Here is a 22,472-nt window from a genome sequence, read left to right as displayed (position 1 = left end):
TTATTAGTCGAAATTTTTTCCAATATATATAAGGAATTCGAACTTTTATCATTGCGAACTTAGAGCTTGTTTTAAGCTTTAGAAACTAATAACCTAACTCATTTAGTATGAACAGAAAAATTCATTACTTTCTACTACTTGTGTCATTTTTATGCCTTACGGCAACGATGGCGCAGGAAAAAAGAATTTCAGGTAACGTTACGGACGCGGGCACGGGAGAACCTGTACCGGGGATTAACGTTGTGGAAAAAGGTACTAGAAATGGTACTTCCACGGACTTTGATGGTAATTACACCATCACTGTTTCAAATGATGCCGCCATTTTGGTGTTTTCTGCCATCGGTTATACCGAGCAGGAGGTTGCCGTTGGCCAACAAACAACCATCAATGTCTCTTTAGGAGAAGATGTTGAGTCTTTGGACGAGGTTGTTGTGACCGCTTTAGGTCTGAGCAGGGAAAAGAAATCCCTGGGATACTCGGTTACCGAATTGGATGGCGACCAAGTTTCGTTGATCAAAGACTCCAACGTTGCCAGTACTTTGGCAGGTAAAGTTGCTGGGGTAGTTGTTTCCAAGTCCACTTCCGGTGTTGGTGGAGGTACACGTGTTATTATTCGTGGTAACAACTCCCTGAACGGAAACAACCAACCTTTATATGTTGTGGATGGTATTCCAATTGACAACGGAACAAATGCTACAGCAGGAGCTGGAGAGTTTAATGTTCCGGATTTAGGAAACGGTATTTCTGATATTAACTCAGATGATATTGAATCCATTTCTGTACTGAAAGGACCCAACGCAGCCGCCCTTTATGGTTCTAGGGCTGCTAATGGTGCCATCATCATAACCACCAAAAAAGGAACTTTGAACAGAGGTTTGGGCGTTAACTATACCGCCAGTATCACTTTTGAAGATCCATTGGTGATTCCAGAATACCAAAATGAATATGGCCGTGGTACCGATGGAAACTTTGTAACTATAAATCCATCTGACCCATTGGCGACTCAAGTAAATGCGGTTAGAGGAGCTGGTTCTTGGGGACCAAGATTTGATGGTTCACAACAATTGGCATTTAACGGAGAGCAAAGAGCCTACAATGCACAGCCAAACAATGTAAAGGATTTCTTTAGAACTGGTACCAGTCTAGTAAATACCATAGCCTTAAGCGGTGGAAGTGAGACGGCATCTGTGCGATTTTCATATACCAATTCTGATTTGGAGTCTATGCTTCCAAATTCCAATGTAAAGCGTAACAACTTTAACATTCGTGGATTTACGAAATTAGGAGATAGACTTACCTTGGATGCTAAAGCGACTTACTTCATTCAAGAAGCTAAAAATAGACCTAATCAGGGTACTGAAGGGGTTATGGCTTACCTGTGGCCAATTGCACGAAATGTAAGCAATGCAGATATGCGGGTATTTCAAAATACTGAAAATCCAATTGATCCCGACAATCCATTTGCGGTTATTGGACCTACAGGTTTAGGTGCAAACCCATATTGGATTTTGCAAAACGATTTCAACGGAGATAAAAGAAAACGTTTCATAGGTTTGGTGAAGTTGGATTATCAATTCACCGATTGGCTATCCGCTTTAGTAAGAGTTGGTACTGACCAAGTTACTCAAGATACAGAAGCGTATACCGCAGTAGGACACCACTTTTTCCCTAGAGGACGAATTTCGTTTGGCAAAAATGACGATACGGAGACCAACTACGATTTCCTATTTATGTTCAATAAAGATGTTACGGATAAGTTGAACATAACTGCCAATGCAGGTGGTAACATGAGACATTCAACTGGTATAAATTCACGTACCAGTGGTGAAGATTTCAAAATTCCAGGTCGTTATTTCTTGAATAATACCGATGGTAGTCTAATTACTGCTAGTCAAAGTGATTTGGTGGAAAAAAGAGTGAACTCCCTATACGGTCAAGTTTCATTTGGATACGACGATGCTGTTTATTTAGACCTTACCGCAAGAAATGACTGGTCTTCTGCATTAGCAAAAGAAAATAGATCATTCTTCTATAGCTCGGCAAACATTAGTGTTTTGTTAGATCAAGTTTTTAATCTTCAAGGTACTGCGGTCGATATGCTTAAATTAAGAGCAAGTATTGCTGGTGTGGGTAACGATACCGATCCAAGGCAAATTGTTAACTTATTTACTGTTGCTGGAAACGGATACTTGGGAAATACCCAAATTAACAGACCAAATATTCGATTTAGCGAAAGTTTGCGTCCTGAAGATATCACGACAACTACAATTGGTGCCGAATTCAGACTATTTGGAAACAGGCTTTATGGTGATGTGTCTTACTATGACATTTCAACCAAAGATTTGATTTTCGATGTACCGGTTGACCCAGGGACAGGTTTTAGCGCCTTCAGGGAAAACGTTGGTGAAATCTCAAACAAAGGTATTGAGATATTACTAGGAGGTACTCCAATCCAAACCGACAATTTCACATGGGACATTTCCGCCAATATTTCCAAAAACGAGAACAAGTTGGTTAGTCTTATAGAAGGACAAGATAACTTCCGTTTTAGTAGTAGTAATGGAGGTATAGTAGATGTTCGTGCCCAAGTAGGGGAAGGATATGGAGATATCTATACAACCACCTGGGCAAGAAATGATGCAGGTGAGCTTCTCGTTTCTGCTGAAGGTCGTCCAAGAGCCACTACAGAGCGAGAAAAATTTGGGAACTATCAACCAGATTACTCTGGTGGTATTACCAACACATTTACATACAAAAATTTCACCGTGAACACTTTGGTCGATTTTAGAGTGGGTGGTGAAGTATTTTCATTCACAGATTCGCAATTAGATGCCTCAGGAGTTTCCGAAAGATCATTGGAGTTCCGTGATGGTGGCGTTTTGGTAGAAGGAGTTATTGACAATGGCGATGGCACCTTTACTCCAAATACAACTACTATCAGTGCACAGGATTACTGGGGCTCTGTAAGTGGTATTGGTTCTGAGTATGTTTATGACCAGACCAACTTCAGACTCAGGGAGTTAAGCGTAAGTTACCAATTTCCTAATAAATTGTTAAAAGACACATTTATCCAAAATGCATCTCTTAGCTTTATTGGAAGGAACCTGTTCTTTATTTACAAAAAAGCCGATAACTTTGACCCAGAGTCAAGTTATTCTACATCAAACTTTGGCCAAGGAGTTCTGTTCTATGCTTTGCCAACATCCAGAAGTTTAGGCTTGAGTTTAAATGTTAACTTCTAAAAAAAATTGCAATCATGAAAAACAACACATTAAAACTATTGGGTCTTGCCGTACTCATGTTCGTTGCGAACAGTTGTACCAAAGACTTTGATGACATCAATACCGATTCGCAGGGTTTTACTACGGATGAGGTTAGTGCCAAGTTCTTTTTGACCAGTTCTCAAGTAGGACTTTATGCTCCGAACAGATTTGTTTATTGGAGAGCTCAATTGATCAATGCGGACAGATTTGCTGGGCATTTTACTTTCGGACACACCGCTTCTTGGTGGAGTGATGGTTTAGGTTATACTCAAAACGGAGGTTATACCGATGCCACTTATAATTGGATAGCTGGTTATTTTGGTAACATTAAATCCTTTGCCGATCTTACTGTAGAGGGTGGAGAATTCGAAAACCAGTATATGTATGCCATGTCCTTGATCATGAAGGGGCTGTATTACCAAATGTATACTGATATTTATGGGATGGTTCCATTTACCGAGGCAGGTGTTGATGGAATTTTAACGCCAAATTATGATGATCAGGCGACCATTTATCAGGGGATTATTGCCGATTTGGATGAAGCAATGGCCATTATTGGAGACACAGAAAAAACTGGAATTGGAGTAGATGATGTTGGTTCCAATGATGTATACTGTGGAGGAGATCTTCAACAGTGGAAACGAATGGCCAACACTTTAAAGCTAAGAATCGCTATGCGAGCTTATGGTGCTCCTGGCGAGAACTTTGCTGCAGCTGCTATAAGTTCGGCACTAAACGCACCATTATTGGATGATGCTTCTGGTAGTGTGACCATGCGCAAAGATTTTGAGATAAGCAAATGGAATTCTGCAGCTTATGGAGATCCATGGAATGATTTTGGAGATGCATCAAACTGGACTATTTCAAGTGTATTGATCAATACCCTAAAAGATAACAACGATCCGAGGTTAACAGCATATGTAAACCCGGTAAAGGGTGGAATCTTTAAAATGGTAAATGCAACAGATCCTGATACTGGAGATTATGTTGACCCTAATTTCCAAGATCGCATTGATTTGGTAACCAACAACCTAGATGCAGCAGGTGCCGACTATACCACGTCTGTAGAGGTAGATACCGTAACAGTTGAAGTAAATGGAGGACAATTTATTGGCCAACCTATTCGAACTAACGGAGACACCAAATCATTTATGGCCTATGACATGTTCTGTACGCCATCAGATGCCATTACCCAAACAAGAGGTAAGGAAGCAGATGGATATCCAGAAATAATTATGACCAGCGCAGAAGCTTATTTTTTACAAGCTGAAGCTATCGTAAGAGGTCTTGCCGCTGGTGATGCCCAAGCCATGATGAATGCAGGAATTGTTGAGGCAATGAAGATCTGGGGTATTTCCGCAGGTGAAGCCACAACATATGCAACCACACAAGCTATTGCAGATATTTCTGCGGGAACCGAAGAAGAAAAATTGGAAAAAATAGCTACACAACGTTGGTTGCTTGGATATACTGATGGTTTTGAAGCATGGGCTGTTGTACGTGATATGGGCTACCCAGCTGAATTGGCTGCCGGTGTAACCGATGCAGTATTATACGAGCTTGGTGATGATTTGAATGGAGTCTATCCACAGCGTATGAGCTACGGTTCAGGAGCACAAGAAAATCCAAATTTTGATGCCGCACTTAGCGCACAAGGACCAAATGAGCAAAGAGTTGTTCTGTGGTACGCGCAATAATAAACTTACTGTAAAGTAATCCATTAAGTAGATTAATTTTATAGTTTGAGTTAGTTTGATTCATAATTAATTTTAAGTAAAGGAAGAGCAATCTTCCTTTACTTTTTTACAACTTCTTTTAAGTTAGCCACAATCATCCCAAGATGATTTTTTAACCTCAACTAATGAAAAAGAAAACAACCTCGAGATTGTTGGGCTTTGTGCTCATTTTAATACTTGCTTTAAACAATTCATGTAAAGTGGAGAATGAAGATTCCTCATTTCTATTTCAAGCCATGGATAGCGGTCACACCAATATTCACTTTGTGAACGTTAATGTGGAAAACGAGCTTACCAATTCCTTCCTATACGAGTATGTGTATAATGGAGCCGGTGTTGCTGTGGGCGATGTTAACAATGATGGCTTGGAGGATATCTATTTCACCTCCAATTTAGAGAGTAATCGACTTTACCTCAATGAAGGTGATTTGGAGTTCGAGGACATCACCAAAATATCTAACACCGCCGGCAAAAGAGGTTGGACCACCGGCACCAATATGGTGGATATCAATAATGATGGGTTACTGGACATTTATGTATGCAAATCAGGACCCTATGAAAAAAAATCATTGCTCCAAAATGAGCTATTAATAAATAAAGGCCCCAACAAAAATGGAATCCCTGTTTTTGAGGAATCAGCAGAGCAATTTGGTTTGGCCGATACGGGCAACTCTATTCAATCTGCATTTATCGATTATGATCTGGATGGCGATTTGGACATGTACCTCATGAACCACAATCCCCAAACCTTTACATTGGGCAATACCGAAACTTTTTCACCCTTGGGTGACCGTTTTTATGAGAATCGAAATGGGAAGTTTGTCAATGTGACCAAACAAGTGGGCATTTACTCCAACGGTGTTTCCTATGGGCTTGGAGTGGGCGTAAGCGATTTAAACAATGATGGCTGGCCCGATCTTTACATTTCCAATGACTACGATGAACCTGATTACCTCTACATCAACCAACAGAATGGCACTTTTAAGGAAGTGGTCAAAGAAGCCACCAACCACATTTCCAATTTTGCCATGGGTAATGACATTGCCGACTTTGATAATGACGGTTTTGTTGATATTATCACCTTGGACATGGTTTCCGAGGACAACTACGGGATGAAAACCAGCATGGCCAGCATGAATCCCCAAAAGTTCAATACCAATGTTGCCGCTGGAAAGCATTACCAATACATGTACAACACCCTGCAAAAAAACAGTGGTCATATTGACTCCTCAGGTACGCCGTTTTTCTCAGATATTGGTCAAATGGCCGGAATTTCCAATACCGATTGGAGCTGGGCTCCCTTGATGGTGGATTTTGACAATGATGGCCTAAAGGACATATTCATTTCCAATGGCATCAAAAGGGACTTTAGAAATAAGGACTACTTCAACAATCTTCAAAAATACCTCAGTGAAAATCCTGATGCACTTAGCAATCCCGAAAAAATAAACCACCTGATAGAAACAACCCCAAATCGTCCCCACATCAACTACTTTTATAAAAATACCGGGGGACTTACTTTCCAAAACACTTCCAAAGAATGGGTAGACAACCCAGAGAGTACCTACTCCAATGGGGCTGCCTATGCAGATTTGGACAACGATGGGGATTTGGACATTGTGATCAACAACGTTGATTCCAAAGCAACCATATTAAGAAACAACGCCAACCTTCAAGGCAAAAATTATTTAAAACTGGCTTTCAAAGGCCCAGCACAAAATTCCATGGGAATAGGCGCCAGGGTAAAAATCTATGCTCAGGGCAAGGAGCAGGTTTACGAGAACTATAGTGTAAGGGGATATCAGTCCTCTGTACCTCCAAAAATTGTGGCAGGTCTTGCCGCAGAGAACTCGGTGGACTCATTACTGATTATTTGGCCAGGTGAAAAGGTACAAAGAGTTTTAAATCCCGATGTCAATACCACAGTAACCATTGCCTATCAACCCGAAGGCAATCAAACTCAAGAAAATTTGGATTTAGGGGATAAAACGTTCAAATCCGTAGCTCTCAATCCAGAACTTGCCCATACCGAAAATGAATTTGATGATTATCTCATGCAAGTATTGTTGCCACATAAGATGTCGACTTTTGGCCCGGCTTTGGCCGTGGGGGATATCAACGGGGATAAAAGAGATGATTTGTTTTTGGGTCAAAGTGCAGGAAATCCTTCTGTGTTGTACACCCAAAAATCCGACGGTTCTTTTGCGCTTGCGCAAACCTTTGAAAAAGATGCAGATTTCGAAGATGTGGATGCACAGTTCTTTGATTACGACAATGATGGGGACAACGATTTGTTGGTTGCATCAGGGGGTAATGAGTATCAGGCCAAAACGCCCAATTACATTGACCGTTTATATGAAAACCGAAACGGCCGATTTGTGCTTCGTAAGGATTTATTCCCTCAAATTTCTGTCAGCAGCTCTAAAATTCGCGTAGCGGATTATGATAATGATGGCTATATGGATGTATTTATCGGAGGGAGATTTATTCCCCATGATTATCCTTCCCCAGCCAGTAGCTATCTCTTCAAAAATACTGGGGGCAAGTTTATGGATGTTACAGAAAGTTCGGCTCCTGACCTCATCAACTTGGGACTTGTAACTGATGCCACTTGGACGGATTATGATCAGGATGGGGATTTAGACTTAAGTATTGTTGGTGAATGGATGGAACCCACTTTTTTGACCAACGATAATGGGACTTTTTCCAAAGCGGATACAAGCTCCCTTAACGGCCTTTCGGGCTGGTATTTTTCCATAAAAGCACTGGATCTGGACAATGATGGGGATGAGGATTATGTATTGGGCAATCTTGGACAGAATTACAAATACAAGGCAGATAAGGAAAACCCCTTTGAAGTCTATTACCATGACTTTGACGATAATGGGAAAAAGGATTTGGTATTGGGCTATTATAATTTTGGGGAACTGTATCCTGTAAGAGGTCGTGAATGCTCTTCGCAACAAATGCCCTCAATCAAAAAAATCACTCCATCCTATGACCTATTTGGTAAATCGACAATTGCGGATATCTACGGAAGTGAAAAACTTTCAGAAGCGCTACATCTGCTTTCCTACAACTTTAAAAGTGGAGTTTTGATGAACAATGGCAACGGGAATTTTGATTTTGTTGCCTTCCCGGAACTGGCCCAAATCTCCTCCATAAATGCCATTTTGAGCCAGGATCTGGACAATGATGGCATTCAAGATTTGATTTTGGCTGGAAACTTATTTGCATCAGAAATTGAAACCCCGAGAAACGATGCAGGTTATGGAATGGTTCTTAAAAATATGGGACAAGGGCAGTTTGAGGCCGTTAATGCAGATAAAACGGGCTTGTTTCTTTCAGAGGATGTCAAAAACCTAAATTTCATTGACATTTTGGGACAAAGGCACATCCTTGCCGGGCAGAACAATAAAAATTTGGAATTGATTTCCGTACCTACGAAACCCATCCTCTAATGTACAGATCAACTACAATCCCTCAATTAAGCCCATCCCTATCCAATGGCCCAATTCTTCATAATATGAATCTTTAAATTCCTGCTAGCCCATGTCTTTTTTCCCAAAAACCGATTCAAACACCTCCAATACCAGCGTAGCTACCAAGAATGGGGCATACGTAATAGGAGTGGATATTGGGGGCACCCACATCTCTTCTGCAGTGGTTGATGTAGAACAGAAAAAAATTTTGGAGGAAACCTATGCCACCAGTCATGTTGCCAACCTAGAGCCCTATGAAGTGATAATGGAAATCTGGGCAAGTACGCTGAATAAGACCATAAATGCCTCACATAATTTAGCTTTGCAGGGAATTGGCTTTGCCATCCCCGGCCCCTTTAATTATAAGAAGGGCATTGCTTTGTACCCCGAAGGGTTTAAGTATGGAGCCTTAAATGAGGTCAGAATAGATCATGACCTAAAACCCTTACTGATTACGTCCAAGTCGCTGCCCATACGTTTTTTGAACGATGCCACCTCTTTCGCCGTTGGAGAGGCCTGGCTGGCAGAAGACGCAGGGTTCAAAAGACAAGTGTGCATTACATTGGGAACTGGGTTTGGCGCTGGGTTTATCGAAAATGGAATCCCTATGGTAAACGGTTGCAACGTGCCGCCCAATGGTTGTCTTTGGAATCTTCCATACAAAGATGGCATGGCCGATGACTATTTCTCAACCCGGGGCTGCATCAACGCTTACGAAGAACTCAGTGATATAGAAGTATCTGGGGTTTGGGAACTGGCAAAGCGCTTTGCGTTTGACCCGCTTGCCCAGAAAGTGTTTGAGGATTTTGGAAAGGACTTAGGGGACTTTCTAGCCCCGTGGCTAAAAAAATTCAATGCCGATGCCTTGGTCATGGGTGGCAACATTTCCAAATCGTATGCTTGTTTTGGGCAATCCTTGCAGGCAAGTCTCAATGAAAATGGTATTCCTATTCCTATCCGAATATCCAACCATATGGAAAAAGGGGCCATCATTGGATGCACTCGGGTATTTGACAGCCATTTTTGGAAAAATGTCAAAAACAACCTGCCGGAACTATAAGCTGTTCATTCCATTTTTAAAAGCTTAAAACCGCAACCGTTAATTGAAAACGGGTATCCGTGAACTCAAAAGCCCCATCCGTTAATTGGGAGAAGCATAAACCAAAGCCTCGTCTTAAGTTTGACACGTATTAAGTAGTTAACTTTTAAGTTTGACATTTCAATTCAATTGTTTTTTGACTACTGTACATAGCGATGCACTTTTCGGCTATTGGTCACAAAGTGTTTAGTTTAGTTGAGGTTTCCATTGCGCCAAGGAATTCAACAATTCCTTGGTTGTAATGGATAATTTGTTTCCGGGCGTTTCAGTTTTCAAGAACCTTTTTTGGGTTCTTTTTTGTTTCTTCTTCCCAACCAGCTCCAAACCCAAATCTTTGAAGAAAGAAAGGTAAAACCGCTTTCATATAAGGTATTCAAAGATTATAATTTTTCAGTGGATATTGACTCCATTTTAACTACGGATGGATTGTTTAAAACCCCTGATGAGATTGGTAAATTTATGGGGCCGGATGAGTCCTTTTGGATTCAGGTGGATTTTAAGGACGAAGTGGACACCTTATCCACAGAAACGCTTTGGCGGTTGAGAACACCCACCTTTGGCTATGCCGACCTTTTTTACCAAGACAAGGACTCCGTGTCGCAAGCCACCTTTGGCACCTTTAATATGTCCGAAGACTTCAGTTCCATGTTGTACCATCCTGGGGTATCCTTTACCAAAGACAACCTTATTAATGGCAGGTACCTCTATCTAAGAACCTGTATATTCAATTATTACTCCAATATTCGCAACTGGAAACTGGGATATTTATCTGATGCCTCCAACAAGTATTATACCCATTATTACACCAAGCAAGACGTACAAATCCTTTCCAATGACTATTTGTATCTTGGAGCTTGCCTAATCCTGTTCCTCGCATTTTTTGCCATTTTCTTGTATACCCGTAAACTGCAATTCCTGTTCTATGCCCTGTACATTATCACCTCGGTAACCTATTTGACCTACCCCTATATTAACAGTGCGGAGGCTGCAAGAATTACAAGTACATTTCTGGGTCATTGGCTTACAAGCATCTGTCAGGTGCTGATCAATCTTTTCTATGTCTGTTTTGTGGTCTACTACCTTAACACTAAGAAAGAGTACCCCATTTTACATAAATCCATTTTGGTGATTGTAGCCCTATTGGTAGGTGTATTTGTTGTTGATGGCTATGTATTCCTTAAGGGATACTACCCTCTGCACATGGATGTACTCAGTTTTCAACGCCTGTTAATGACGGTATGGGGACTTTTGGCCATGATCTATTTACTTTATAAAGCCAAGGACAAGCTTGCCTACTTTGTTGTGGCCGGCTCTTTCCTTTATATGTCCGGCGCACTGGCATATCTGTTTCTGGACAACCGCTTTTATATGATTGTCGGTTCCATTTTAGAGATTTTGGTCTTTACCTTGGGATTGGCCTATAAGATCAAGCAAGAATTTGAAGAGAAGATTGTGCTTCAGAATGAAGTTTCCATCAAAGAGGTGAGTGCTTTACGCGCGCAAATGAATCCTCATTTTATTTTTAATTCCCTCAATTCAATCCAGCATCTTATCCTGAACAACGATAGGGTGATGGCCTTAAAGTATCTCTCCAAATTTGGAAAACTCACCCGAAATGTGCTTGAAAGTTCCATAGAGACCCAATCTGTTTTGCGCAAAGAAATTGAATTGCTCAAGTCCTATCTGGAACTGGAATCGCTCCGGTTTGAAGGGGTTTTTAAGTACGAAATACATGTGGACGAGGATTTGGACACCAACAATGTGGAAATTCCCTTGCTCTTGGTACAGCCCTATGTTGAAAACGCAATTTTGCACGGTCTTTTACCCAAGGAAAAGGACGAAAAGTTACTCACAATTAGTTTTGAAAGAGAAAAAAACAACATAATTTGTAGCATCGAAGATAATGGGGTTGGAAGAGCAGCTGCCCAGCGGACAAGTACCTATTCCAAGAGGGAAAAGAAATCCAGGGGCATGGAAATTACCGGCAAAAGATTGGAGCTTTTGGGCCAGTCAGAACTGGGCAGGAACTCCGTAGAAATCACAGACAAATTTGACTCTAAAGGCCATCCCTCAGGGACCAAGGTGGTAATACGAATTTTTGACGCATTAAAAACAGCAGTATGATCCTAAAAGTTGTAATTGTAGAAGACGAAAAGAAAAGTAGAGAAACCCTAAAAGCCATGCTGGAGGAGTTTTGCAAGGATGTAAAGGTCATTGCCACCGCCAGTAATGTTTCTGAAGCAGTGAAGGTACTGTCCGTAGTAAGTCCGGATGTGGTTTTTTTGGATATTGAACTGCAGACCGGGCAGGGTTTTGATGTACTCAACCAAATCAAAGACCCCAACTTTGAAGTGATATTTACCACTGCTTTTGAAAAGTATGCCATTAAGGCCATAAAATTCAGCTCTTTGGACTATTTGCTCAAACCCATCGATCTGGACGAGCTGAAGCAGGCAGTTGAAAAAGCCAGGAATCGCATGGATACCAATGTGTATCGAGAGCAGATAGACACCTTGATGCAAAACCTGTCCAAAGAAACCTATCGGCAGGAAAAAATTTGTTTGGCCACCACCATTGGCATGGAGTTTATAAAAATTGAGGACATCGTGCTCTGCAAAGCCGATGGATCTTATACCTCCTTTGTCTTAAAAAACAAGAGCAAGCTCATGGTGAGTAAACACCTAAAGGAGTATGAGCATCTTTTGGCCGAGCATCAGTTTATGCGGGTACACAACAGTTTTGTAATCAACCTGAGGGAAGTAAAAAAGTACATCAAGGCAGATGGGGGTTATATCATCATGAGCAACGATATGCATGTGAGTTTATCCCCTAGAAAAAAAGACGAGCTGATCGATGCTTTGAAAAAGCTATAGCCCACTTTTACTTAATCTGGATTTTCGTTACCAGATTTTTTTACCAAGCCCTTGGTGAATTCGTTCAGGGCTTCCACTTTTTGCTCAAAATCCCCTTTTAAGGTGTTCCTATAGGCATTCAGATTTTTGACCAAATCATCGATATTATCAGGAATCACATCCTCAAAAAATTGTCGGAGTCTTTTAGCGGTTGTCGGGGATTTCCCGTTGGTGGAAATGGCCACTTTTACATTGCCCTTGGTCACAATGCCGCCCATATAAAAATCACAGAAAGGTGGATTATCGGCCACGTTTACCAAAATGCTTCGTTCACGGCAATCATGGTATACCTGCTCGTTCACTTCGGGCTTGTCCGTGCAGGCCACAACCATGTGTTTCCCGTTCAAGAACTTTACATCATAAGCTTCCTGGGTCAGCTCCACTTTGTGTTTTTCTGCCAACTGTCGTGTGGCATCCAAGAATTCAGGTGCCACCATTTGCACCTGGGCATTAGGGCTTGACTTTAGCAGGAATGTAAGCTTTTCCAAAGCCACATTACCACCCCCAACAACGAGTACATTAAGGTTGTTTACCTTTAAAAAAATGGGATAGAGTTCATTCCGCTCCATGGTTCAAGTCTTTGTTGACAGTTTATTATATCTTATCTTACAAAGGTATGCCTAAACCAAATCCCCCATTCATCAATACCCTACTTTTTTATCACCCTACCATCACTGGAAAGCACTTGACGGATAATTTCGGCATCCCCTTTATAGAACAAACGGCTATCGGAATTAGCTTCCACATCTATAGTATTGTTTACTGTGAGGTAGGCATCACTATCGGAAGAGAGGGAAATCTCAAGATCGTCCACCACAAGACCGTAGTCTTCAAACCTACTGTCAGAACTTAGGGTAGCCTCTAAATCCTCGACATTTCCAAACAAATCCACCTGACTGTCTGAAGAAAGTCTGGCATTTACTTCGTTAACCTGAAATTCCCCAACAATTTTTGCGCTGGACGAAAGATTTAAATGGGCTCTATTGGCATCCACAAACACATCTGCATTGGCATCCGAAGAGGCCTCAAAATCGAACCTTTCAGTGGTAATATCGCCTTCAAAATAAGCATCAGAACTTAAATCAACGGAAACATTGGGCGTATCCAGCGGGCTATCCAAATAAATAGCAGCATCAGAAGAAGCCCTAAAATCCCTGATCTGGGTGGTAGTTATAAAAAGTTGTAGGGTTTCCTTTCCCTTGATGTTGATGTTGTTCTTGAGTTTTACCGTAAGTCTTCCACCATCTTGGTAGATATCTATTTTTCCAAACAAATTGTCATTGGCCTTGATCCGAACTTCTTCCTCGGTTTCTGAAAAATTCACGTAAGCCTTAAAATCGGTGGCCACTGTGAGCGCCGTAATGTTGTCAAAATCGTATTCCCTAGTTGATACTTCATCCGAAACCCGAATGGTTTCATAGCTACAGGAGCTGATAAAACTGGCCATACCTATGGCTAGCAAAGTTGTTTTGATTGTTCTCATAATGTTCGTTTTTGATTAAAATTCTATACGATAATTCAGCAGGGGCAATAGCTCCAGTTGATACTCCGGAACCATGGTCCGGGTACGCGTGCTGAAAAACATTTCGTCAATATTCTTTCGGTTGGTCAAATTCTGGATATCCAAAGAAATTATATGCGCCACTTTGGGTCTGTTTATCCGATAAGAGAAGCTGGTATCCAGTCTCCAGTAGTCGTCAAACTCCAAAGTATTTCTTTGGTCTTGAAGGATTCGTACGTTTCCTGTTTGGTCAAAATAATCCAAGTCCACCGGGGTTCCCCTTTTGCCCCCGTTCCATAGCAATTTGGCATTTACCCCAAAGATGTTATTGCTGTTTCTTCCTGCTTTAAATTCCTTGCCCCCAACCACATTAAAAGTGTATTGCGCATTATAGCGACTGTCGTACCAATTGCCGTCAGCTGCACGATACTGGGAATCGAAAAGGGAACTGGTCACCAAGAAATAATACTGGTTGGAAAAGAATTTTTCCAAAGTGAGCTCCAAACCATAGTTTCTGGCCTTTCCGGAATCTACCAATCCTGCACTTATAAATTGTCCATTTAAAAAAGAGTCCGTGATGTTTGGATCGGCCGAAACCGCCACCTTATTCAAATCTTGATAGTACACTTCCACCTTTAAATGTCCATTTTTAATCACTCTCCAGTCATAACCCAACACATAATGGGTGGCTCGCATCAAATCCAATTCTTTATTGGGGGTGGCAACATTCCCCTGTGTATCTTCCACTTCGATAAAATACTGATTCAATGGCATTCGTCTGGAGTGCAATCCTATCCCGGCACTAAGGGTATGCTTGGGAGCAACGCGGTACTCAAAGCCGCCCCTGGGTTCCAATACAAAATCATCATTTACAGAAAATGTTGAGGCATGTAGACCAAAGGTGGTTGAAAATTTCTCGGTAAATCGGTATTTGGCCTGGGAGAAAAATTGCAAGAAGGTGCCGTTGCCATCTGCATTTACCAAAGTTTCTGTTGCTGTATCAATTGTTTCATCCGAAAGCACATCATAATCCAAGCGACTATAGACAATCCCGGTTTTTAAGGTGGTTTTAGCGTTGAATTTTTGATTGAGGTTGGCACTCAACCTTAAAGCGCTGTTCCTGAGAATATCCCTTTCCCTGAAAAAACGATTGTTGTTTCTATTGTCCACTGAAAAATCATAATCACTTCGATTTCCGGAGTAGGAAAGCACCCCATCCAAGGAGGTGTTGGGGCTAAAAAAATGTTTTATGTTGATTCCGCCCATATAAGTTTTGGAATCGAACTGCTCGTCTTCAAAAACATCCGGAACCACCTGTTCCTCATTGTCCTGATTGTCCTCGCTTACCCCGCCTATTCCCCATGCAGATAAATTGGTTTTGTCTCCCAACGGCAAATTCACCTTAAAGGAAAGATCTTGAAAGGTAGGCACCGACCCTTCGGAAACTTCAATGATGTTATTGAGGATGGTAAGGGTTGAATACCTATAATTGACAAGGTAGGACCCTTTGTAATTTTTGGAGAAAGGCCCCTCAATGGCCAAGTCGGTCCCCAACACTCCAAATTGAAAGGCATATTCTGTGTTCTCGGCATTCCCATTGCGCAATCGGATATCAAAAACCCCTGAAGTGGCATTGCCATATTCCGCTGGAAACGCCCCAGTGAAAAAATCGGAGTTACCAAGCATATTGGTACTCAACAAGCTAACCGCTCCTGGGGAGTACCCCTCTTCCGAAAAGTGATTGGGTTCTGGCACTTCCGCCCCTTCAATCTTCCATAACAACTGGTTGGGGGCATTCCCTCGGATCACAATTTCATTGGTGGTGTCGTCCGTATTGGTAACCCCGGCAAAGGACAAGGCCATCCGTCCTGGGTCACTGATACTTGCCGGAAAGCGCTTGGTCTCCTCCACCCCAAAGGAACGGGCACTGACCGTGGCCAATTTATTGTTGGGTTTTATCTGATCTTTGCGGGCAGATATCACTACCTCGTCCAATTGGTTCAACGATTCCGTGAGCCTAATGGTCAAATTGATTTCCTTGGCGGATCCCACTAAAACTTCCGAAATCAATGCATCCTCATAACCTAGATAACTACAACTGAAAGATTGTCTCCCCACAGGAACATTCTCCATGGAAAAGAACCCTTGCATATCGGTTACCACCCCGAGTTGCGGTTCCACATTGAGAAGTACAATGGTGGCGCCCATCAGGGGACTTCCAGTAACAATGTCCGTTACCCTTCCTTTTACAGTTTGTCTTAAATCTTGCCCGAAACCTAAAAATATGGATGCAAAAACCAACCCCAGGGTAATGGAGATACGTAATTTTAGTGTTTTCATGATTTTAATTGGTTGATTCTAACGCAATTCCTTTTCCAGATTTAAAACTGGCATCCAGAAGAAGTTGATGACGGACCATTCATCCTTTTCCAGGTTTTGTGAACTTCTTACAAAGACCGATCCGTTTTCTGAAAATACGTGTTTGGCCACCAAGCCTTGATTGATTGACTGTTCGTTTTTTGATTTGTTATTGTTCATCGTCCAAATGTTTTTTGTATCGATTTCTACCCATATTGAAAACCCCAATTTTGACCCCAATACCTCCAGAAAAACCATTGATCCTATCCAAGGGATTCAAATCCAAATCCAGTTTGTTGGAAAAGCGATATTTGATCCCCGCCTCCAACTGCACATATCTGGATACATTGAACAAAACGCTCATTCCCGGTTCCAGCACAAAAATTGCATCGATTTCATCCTCATCTATGTGGTCGTCAATGGGGTCATCAAAGTTGTTGCCAAAATAGCCCACCCCGCCTGCGCCAATGAGCACGGGAAATGAAAGATTAACCATGGATTCACTAAATAATATAGGCTCTATATGCAAGCCTCCATAAGCGGCAATCAAATCTTCGTTGATCGTTCTGGGATTATCTTGTTCTGAATACAGGAAGTTGCCCACAAAGCCTACTTCAAACTTTCTGTTGGCCACATAGGCCACTTTAATTCCTCCTATATAAGTGTCCTTGCCGTCTATTTCCCCAAAATAGGTGGTGAGACCAAGGTACACCCCATGTACCACGTTTTTGCGATCATTGAATTCAATGTAATCGGCATCATCTTGATCCTGCGCCCAAGAAAGAGAACTTACCAATAAGAATGCGAGTAGCAATATTCGCTGAGTCATGATTTTGGTAATGGTTGTCTCTCTAAGGACAATGCTTTTTTTGGAAGGTTGCATGTTTTTTGATTTTTTTTTGAATTATTTTTTGATTGTTGAATTGATGGTCTTAATCGGTAATCACTATGGCGCCTTTAATTCCGTTGATGGTAAAGTCCCCAGCAGTCCCTGTGCCATATTTGGCGGTAATCTCCCTGGTTTTCTTCCCGGCATTGGTCACATTGGTCTTTATGTTGGTGAATGTCTTGGGAACACGCAACAAACCTTGTTCCAAAGTGGCCCTAAAATCAAATGAAAGTCCTGATACGTCCAATTTTATCTCTGAAGATTCCTGTACTATGTCAATTTCCGGACTTGGGGAAAGGATCTGACGGACTTCCACCTCCGCTATTCTAAGGGTCAAGAACATTTCCGAATCCACACTGGCAATATCCACATTCGAGAATTTGAAATCGCCCCGGAGCGTTCCAATAGCCTCTAGTATCACCTCATCTTTGCTGGAATACAGTTCTAGGTTTGAGATATTGTCCAAATTAAGATCGCTCCCGCTACTGATTATTTTTAGTTTTTGCCCATTTTCAACATCTATGGCTCCATTGCTCATTTTAATGCTCCCGTAATCGATTTCCCCTAAATTGAGCTTGCCAAATTTCATGTCAATTTTGGCCGTGGATATCCCATCGTTTACCCAGATATCCCCATGTTGTACGTTGGCATCCAAATCGCCATGCCAAGCTCCGATCACCAAATCCCCAAATTTGTTGATTACGTTTAGTTCTGCGTTCTGGGGCATGTATATCTCAAAATCAATTTGAATATTGGATTTATCAAAGTCGAAGGGATTGGCTTTGTTGAAATATCTACTGAACAGACTGGAGCTCCTGTCCACAATTTCTGAGGTAATGCGAATAAAATCCCCGGCCTGGGTCACCTTGGGTTGGATTCGGTCTATCAACTTCTTGGCATTCTCATCCTTTCGGTGTACCACCTTGATGTCTATGGACACTTTTAACTCCTCTTGATCCCAGCCATTGACCACCACATTGCCGTATTTGTTCTCAATCTGAACCGATCCCGTAGCTGGAAGGTCATAACTTTTTGACCATGCCTTAGTCCGCTCACTTTGAGCCGTTGCCCCAGTAGCAATTAAACAGCAAAAAGCGGTAAGTACAATATGTTTATAAAATATACCCTTCATAATCCATTTCATTTTTAGATGCATTGATTTGTTTCAGCAAATTCTCAATCAGTTCAATGCGCTTTTTATAGTTGTTGACAATGGCTTCCAAAACCCGCTCATTGTCCAGGTTGTTCTTCATTTCCAGTTTCAGCTGTTCGTATTCCACGTCCAGTTCATCCATAAAGGATAGAAACTCATCTTTGTCCGCAGCTGATAGCTTTGGATGGTTTTTGACCAATTGCACTTGCTGATACACCAGATTTTTATAGTGCAGGTCTATTTCAAAAAGCTCCTCGCTCGCATAGCCATCCATTTCCTGTGCATTAGGATTGCCCAGCATAAGGAAGGCCACTAATGACAGGCCAACCAAAAAGACAACGGATGCCGCTATCCTGAATTTGCCGGATTTCCACAGCGGAATGACTTTTGGAGTTTCTTTTTCGTCCAAGGCGCGGGCTATACCCTGCCACAATTTGTCCTTGTCCACTTTGTGGACATTGAACGCCTCTTTGTTTTCCTTGATATACTTTTCAAAATTGTCCATCACAGTTCATTTACAATTTGAATCAATTTCTTTTTTGCCCTATGGTATTGCGATTTGGAGGTTGAGGTGGATATCCCCAAGATTTCTCCAATTTCCACATGATCGTACCCTTCGATGAGATAAAGGGTTATTATTTGCCGATACCCTTCCGGCAACTGACTTAGTCCTGTTTTCACCTTATCAATCTCCAGTTGGTCCACCTCTTGGAATTCATCCTCTTCAAGCGGTTCCCCTTCATTTTCCAAAGATGACAACAACAAGCGCTTGGATTTGAGATGGTTGATACTCCTATTGATCACAATGCGTTTCAACCAGGCACCAAAAGTGCTTTCAAACCTAAACGTGTCCATTTTTCTGAAAGCTTCCACAAAACTTTCCTGCAATACGTCCTCAGCATCTTCCCTGATGGTCAACAAGCGCATGGCTACATTGAACATGGCATCAACGTACAGCCCATACAACTGATATTGGGCGTTCCGATCTCCTGCCTTGCTCTGTTCCACCAATGCCTGGTGCGTAAAACGTACGTTTGCTTCCAAAAATCCTGGACGATTATTCAATGACGGCTAAAAATAATCCTTATTCATCTAACCCAAAGACAAAACAAAACTCCAAGGGTTGCACCAATCCTTATTTAAATAAAAAAACCTTCAACTTAAATTGAAGGTTTCAGGGTAGTGTTTATTGATGGTTGGGTTAATTTAGGTTTACAATAATAAATTCCGATCTACGGTTCACATCATGTTCCTCATTGCTGCATCTTACGCCATTGCTACATTGATTGAGCAGTTGTTTTTCTCCATATCCAATGGCACTTTTAATTCGGTTGGCCTCAATGCCCTGTGAAACTATATAGTTTCCTGTTGACTTGGCCCGTTTATCGGAAAGCTGTTCGTTATAGCGGTCGCTTCCCCTAGAATCGGTGTGCGCCTCAATTTTAATGACCATTTTAGGGTATTCCTTCATCACTTCTACGATCTTATTTAATTCCTGAGCAGCATCTTCTCGAATTTCCGCTTTGTTCAAATCGAAATAAATATTGTCAATCTTAATCTTGAGCACCCCATTCTCACGAACGATCAACTTGTTGAGCTCTTTGGTAATTTCCAAGGGCACATCGTTTACAAAGTCCTTTTGTTTGGTGGTACTAAAGGCGGCATCATTGGGTAAAAAGCCTTGCTTGCTGATTTTGATTTCATACCCTGCTTCGCACTCCAGCACATTTTCAAACTCAAAAGCGCCATAAGGGTCTGTGGCCGTTCTTCCCAAGGAATTTCCTTCGGCATCCAGCAATTCCACCACTACATTTACTATGGGCTGGGCATTGGATTTTCGAATGACGCTACCTTTTACGGTCTGCTCGCAAGTCTCTTCCATACGTTGGAACGAATAGATATCATCATCTCCCTTGCCCCCTTCTCTATTGGAAGAAAAGTAACCGCGTTGAGAAGTTTCCTTCACAATATATCCAAAGTCGTCGCGATTGCTGTTCAAAGGCCTGCCAAGATTATTCGGAGTTTCGAATCCAGTATTGCCCCATTCGCTTTCAAACACATCCAGGCCACCAAGGCCCAAATGGCCGTCCGAGGCAAAGTAGAGCTTCCCTTCGGTTACAAAAGGGAACATTTCCCGCCCGCTTGTATTGATCGTTGGGCCCAAGTTTCTAGGTTCGGAAAATCCGCCATTCTGCAAAACATCGACCACAAAAATATCCGTTTCCCCAATGCTTCCCGGCATATCGGAAACAAAGTACAACTTACGGCCGTCAGGACTTAGGGCGGGTTGCCCAACTGAATAATCCTCACTGTTGAAGGGTACTTCCTCGGCTTCCGTCCATTCCCCTCCCCTTAATTCGGAGGTATATATTTTTAGGTGGTTGGTACCTTCACCGTCCCTTCCCAAAGTTTGATGGGTGTAGTTGTTTCGGGTGAAATAAATCACGTTCCCTTCGGGAATAAAGGTAGCTGCCGCTTCATGGTATCGGGTATTCAAAATAGAAGAAAAGGACCTCACATTGGCTAAATCGGAACCTGACCCCGTTGTATCCGCCATAAAAAAGTCCAAATACGGCTGTCGGTTCCATTCATATACCCGAGTCTCAAACCGTAAGGAATCACGGCTGGAAGAAAACACAATTTTGTCCTTGTAGTACATGGGTCCAAAATCGGCTACGGGCGTATTTATTCCCAAGTTGCTTACGTAGTACTGTGGCTGTCTGTTCAACAATTCATCCAAGGCATCATCATTATTTTGCATTTGTGCCACCTTAAACTCGGATACATCCAATTTTTCGGTATAAATCTTCATAATGCCCTTGGCCATTTTATAATTTCCAACACCCTTTAGGGCATGTACATATTTAAAGGCATATTCTGGCTCCAGTACCTTTTCGTATTTGGAAAACAGCACCCCGTACCATTTTACGGCATTTTCCATATCGGTATTGTAGAAATAGGCATCTCCCAAACGTTGAAGTACGCGTTGGGAGTCCTCACCTTTCCTAACCAAGGTTTCGTATTGTTTGGCTGCTTTTACATACAGCAAATTATCAAAATTGATGTCGGCGTCGTTATACTTTAGTTGAGCGTGCAAGCAACCGCCCACCAATAAAAAAAGAACGGATATGTTGGTTTTAATACTCATCATTTAATAAAATCTAGGGGATTTTAGGCGTTTTTCCACGGTCTTGAACTCATACCGAAGAAAGACTTCGTGAGTTCCACTCGTGTAACTTCTCAAATCAGAAGTGGTCAGATCATAGGAATAACCCATGCTTAGGTCTGGGGAAATTTGCAATCCCAATAAAGCTGAAAAGGAATCGTCCCAGCGGTATGCCAAGCCTGCTGTGAAGGTTTCCATAAGCATGGCATTGGCAGAAATATCCGCTATGACGGGCGCTCCAGGAACCCACTTTACAAAAAAGGCCGGTTTGAACTTGATATCAGGGGTAAGATCCATAATCTTACCTCCTATCAGATAATAATGTAAGCGTTCGGCCGCTATTTCCTGTTCTTCGCCATCATAGTGGTCCTGGGCAAAGAAATTAGGTACAGCCAAACCTAAATAACTCTTTTTATTGTGATAGTAAATCCCAGCACCTACGGTTGGGAAAAACTTGTTTTTAATGTTATTCTGAAATGCCACATCCGGATTTTCAACCAATCCTTTGGAGAAATCCACATTGAACATCCTTCCTCCTCCCTTTAATCCAAACGAAAGCAGTTTGTCCTTGTCATCCAGTTTAACCGTATAGGAAAAATTGGCATCCACAAAAACCTCTGAAGCGGGTCCCAATGCATCATGTGAAAGTACCAATCCAAGTCCCACATTGTTCCCCATAGGCCCATCCACGGCCAAAACCTGGGTGGTCGGAGCACCATTTACCCCTACCCATTGCGACCGATGCAGCAACAAGGCGGTCAAATGTCCCCTGGAGCCTGCATAGGCTGGATTCACGTTGAGCGTGTTGTACATATATTGGGTGAACTGCGGGTCTTGCTGTGCGGATGTGGATAAGACACCCATCAGCAGGGCTACAAAACAGCAGGTTCGGACTTGCCTTTTCATTCGTTGC

The 22,472-nt window shown here is 42.0% G+C and carries 16 protein-coding genes; 6 read left to right on the top strand and 10 right to left on the bottom strand.

Annotation, left to right across the window (positions count from 1 at the left end; all coding sequences use genetic code 11):
- The first annotated feature begins 107 nt into the window (after positions 1-107).
- From ACOOE0_RS07670 to ACOOE0_RS07645, 6 genes are all read left to right on the top strand, one after another.
- Positions 108-3,242 carry a SusC/RagA family TonB-linked outer membrane protein gene (locus tag ACOOE0_RS07670; protein WP_420401883.1) on the top strand — a complete coding sequence of 1,045 codons (3,135 nt, stop codon included), beginning with the start codon at positions 108-110 and terminating at the stop codon, positions 3,240-3,242.
- A gap of 14 nt (positions 3,243-3,256) precedes the next feature.
- Positions 3,257-4,960, top strand: coding sequence for a SusD/RagB family nutrient-binding outer membrane lipoprotein (locus tag ACOOE0_RS07665; RefSeq protein WP_420401882.1), 1,704 nt, complete (start codon positions 3,257-3,259; stop codon positions 4,958-4,960).
- Between the two features lie 164 nt (positions 4,961-5,124).
- The gene (locus ACOOE0_RS07660) at positions 5,125-8,460 is read left to right on the top strand and encodes a VCBS repeat-containing protein (protein WP_420401881.1); all 3,336 of its coding nucleotides are present in this window, start codon (positions 5,125-5,127) and stop codon (positions 8,458-8,460) included.
- Positions 8,461-8,551: 91 nt separating this feature from the next.
- Positions 8,552-9,541 carry an ROK family protein gene (locus tag ACOOE0_RS07655; protein WP_420401880.1) on the top strand — a complete coding sequence of 330 codons (990 nt, stop codon included), beginning with the start codon at positions 8,552-8,554 and terminating at the stop codon, positions 9,539-9,541.
- A gap of 324 nt (positions 9,542-9,865) precedes the next feature.
- Entirely contained in the window at positions 9,866-11,704 is a 1,839-nt protein-coding gene (locus ACOOE0_RS07650) for a sensor histidine kinase (protein ID WP_420401879.1), read from the top strand.
- Positions 11,701-12,453, top strand: coding sequence for a LytR/AlgR family response regulator transcription factor (locus ACOOE0_RS07645; RefSeq protein ID WP_420401878.1), 753 nt, complete (start codon positions 11,701-11,703; stop codon positions 12,451-12,453). The genes ACOOE0_RS07650 and ACOOE0_RS07645 overlap by 4 nt, the downstream gene beginning before the upstream one ends.
- An 11-nt stretch (positions 12,454-12,464) precedes the next feature.
- On the opposite strand, the gene ACOOE0_RS07640 is transcribed toward ACOOE0_RS07645, so the two are convergent.
- The 10 genes from ACOOE0_RS07640 to ACOOE0_RS07595 form a co-directional block, all read right to left on the bottom strand.
- Positions 12,465-13,061 carry a precorrin-2 dehydrogenase/sirohydrochlorin ferrochelatase family protein gene (locus tag ACOOE0_RS07640; RefSeq protein WP_420401877.1) on the bottom strand — a complete coding sequence of 199 codons (597 nt, stop codon included), beginning with the start codon at positions 13,059-13,061 and terminating at the stop codon, positions 12,465-12,467.
- A gap of 80 nt (positions 13,062-13,141) precedes the next feature.
- Positions 13,142-13,975 (bottom strand): GIN domain-containing protein, encoded by an 834-nt coding sequence (locus tag ACOOE0_RS07635; RefSeq protein WP_420401876.1) that lies wholly within the window; start codon positions 13,973-13,975, stop codon positions 13,142-13,144.
- A 15-nt stretch (positions 13,976-13,990) separates the two neighbouring features.
- Entirely contained in the window at positions 13,991-16,333 is a 2,343-nt protein-coding gene (locus tag ACOOE0_RS07630) for a TonB-dependent receptor (RefSeq protein ID WP_420401875.1), read from the bottom strand.
- Positions 16,334-16,351: 18 nt separating this feature from the next.
- On the bottom strand, positions 16,352-16,531 hold the full coding sequence (locus ACOOE0_RS07625) for a hypothetical protein (protein WP_420401874.1): 180 nt from the start codon (positions 16,529-16,531) through the stop codon (positions 16,352-16,354).
- A complete protein-coding gene (locus ACOOE0_RS07620) occupies positions 16,521-17,234 on the bottom strand; it encodes a hypothetical protein (protein ID WP_420401873.1) in 714 nt (237 codons plus the stop codon). The genes ACOOE0_RS07625 and ACOOE0_RS07620 overlap by 11 nt, the downstream gene beginning before the upstream one ends.
- A 49-nt stretch (positions 17,235-17,283) precedes the next feature.
- Positions 17,284-18,372: a hypothetical protein gene (locus ACOOE0_RS07615; RefSeq protein WP_420401872.1), complete on the bottom strand. Its 1,089-nt coding sequence runs from the start codon at positions 18,370-18,372 to the stop codon at positions 17,284-17,286.
- Positions 18,353-18,898, bottom strand: coding sequence for a hypothetical protein (locus ACOOE0_RS07610; protein WP_420401871.1), 546 nt, complete (start codon positions 18,896-18,898; stop codon positions 18,353-18,355). The genes ACOOE0_RS07615 and ACOOE0_RS07610 overlap by 20 nt, the downstream gene beginning before the upstream one ends.
- A complete protein-coding gene (locus tag ACOOE0_RS07605) occupies positions 18,898-19,437 on the bottom strand; it encodes an RNA polymerase sigma factor (RefSeq protein ID WP_420401870.1) in 540 nt (179 codons plus the stop codon). The genes ACOOE0_RS07610 and ACOOE0_RS07605 overlap by 1 nt, the downstream gene beginning before the upstream one ends.
- A 157-nt stretch (positions 19,438-19,594) precedes the next feature.
- On the bottom strand, positions 19,595-21,544 hold the full coding sequence (locus tag ACOOE0_RS07600; protein ID WP_420401869.1) for an OmpA family protein: 1,950 nt from the start codon (positions 21,542-21,544) through the stop codon (positions 19,595-19,597).
- Positions 21,545-22,465 (bottom strand): type IX secretion system membrane protein PorP/SprF, encoded by a 921-nt coding sequence (locus tag ACOOE0_RS07595; protein WP_420401868.1) that lies wholly within the window; start codon positions 22,463-22,465, stop codon positions 21,545-21,547.
- Between the last annotated feature and the right edge of the window lie 7 nt (positions 22,466-22,472).

Origin of the sequence: Flagellimonas sp. (genome assembly GCF_965215805.1) — a bacterium.
In the GTDB taxonomy this organism is placed as follows: Bacteria; Bacteroidota; Bacteroidia; order Flavobacteriales; family Flavobacteriaceae; genus Flagellimonas.
This window is presented reverse-complemented; position numbering and strand designations above follow the sequence as displayed.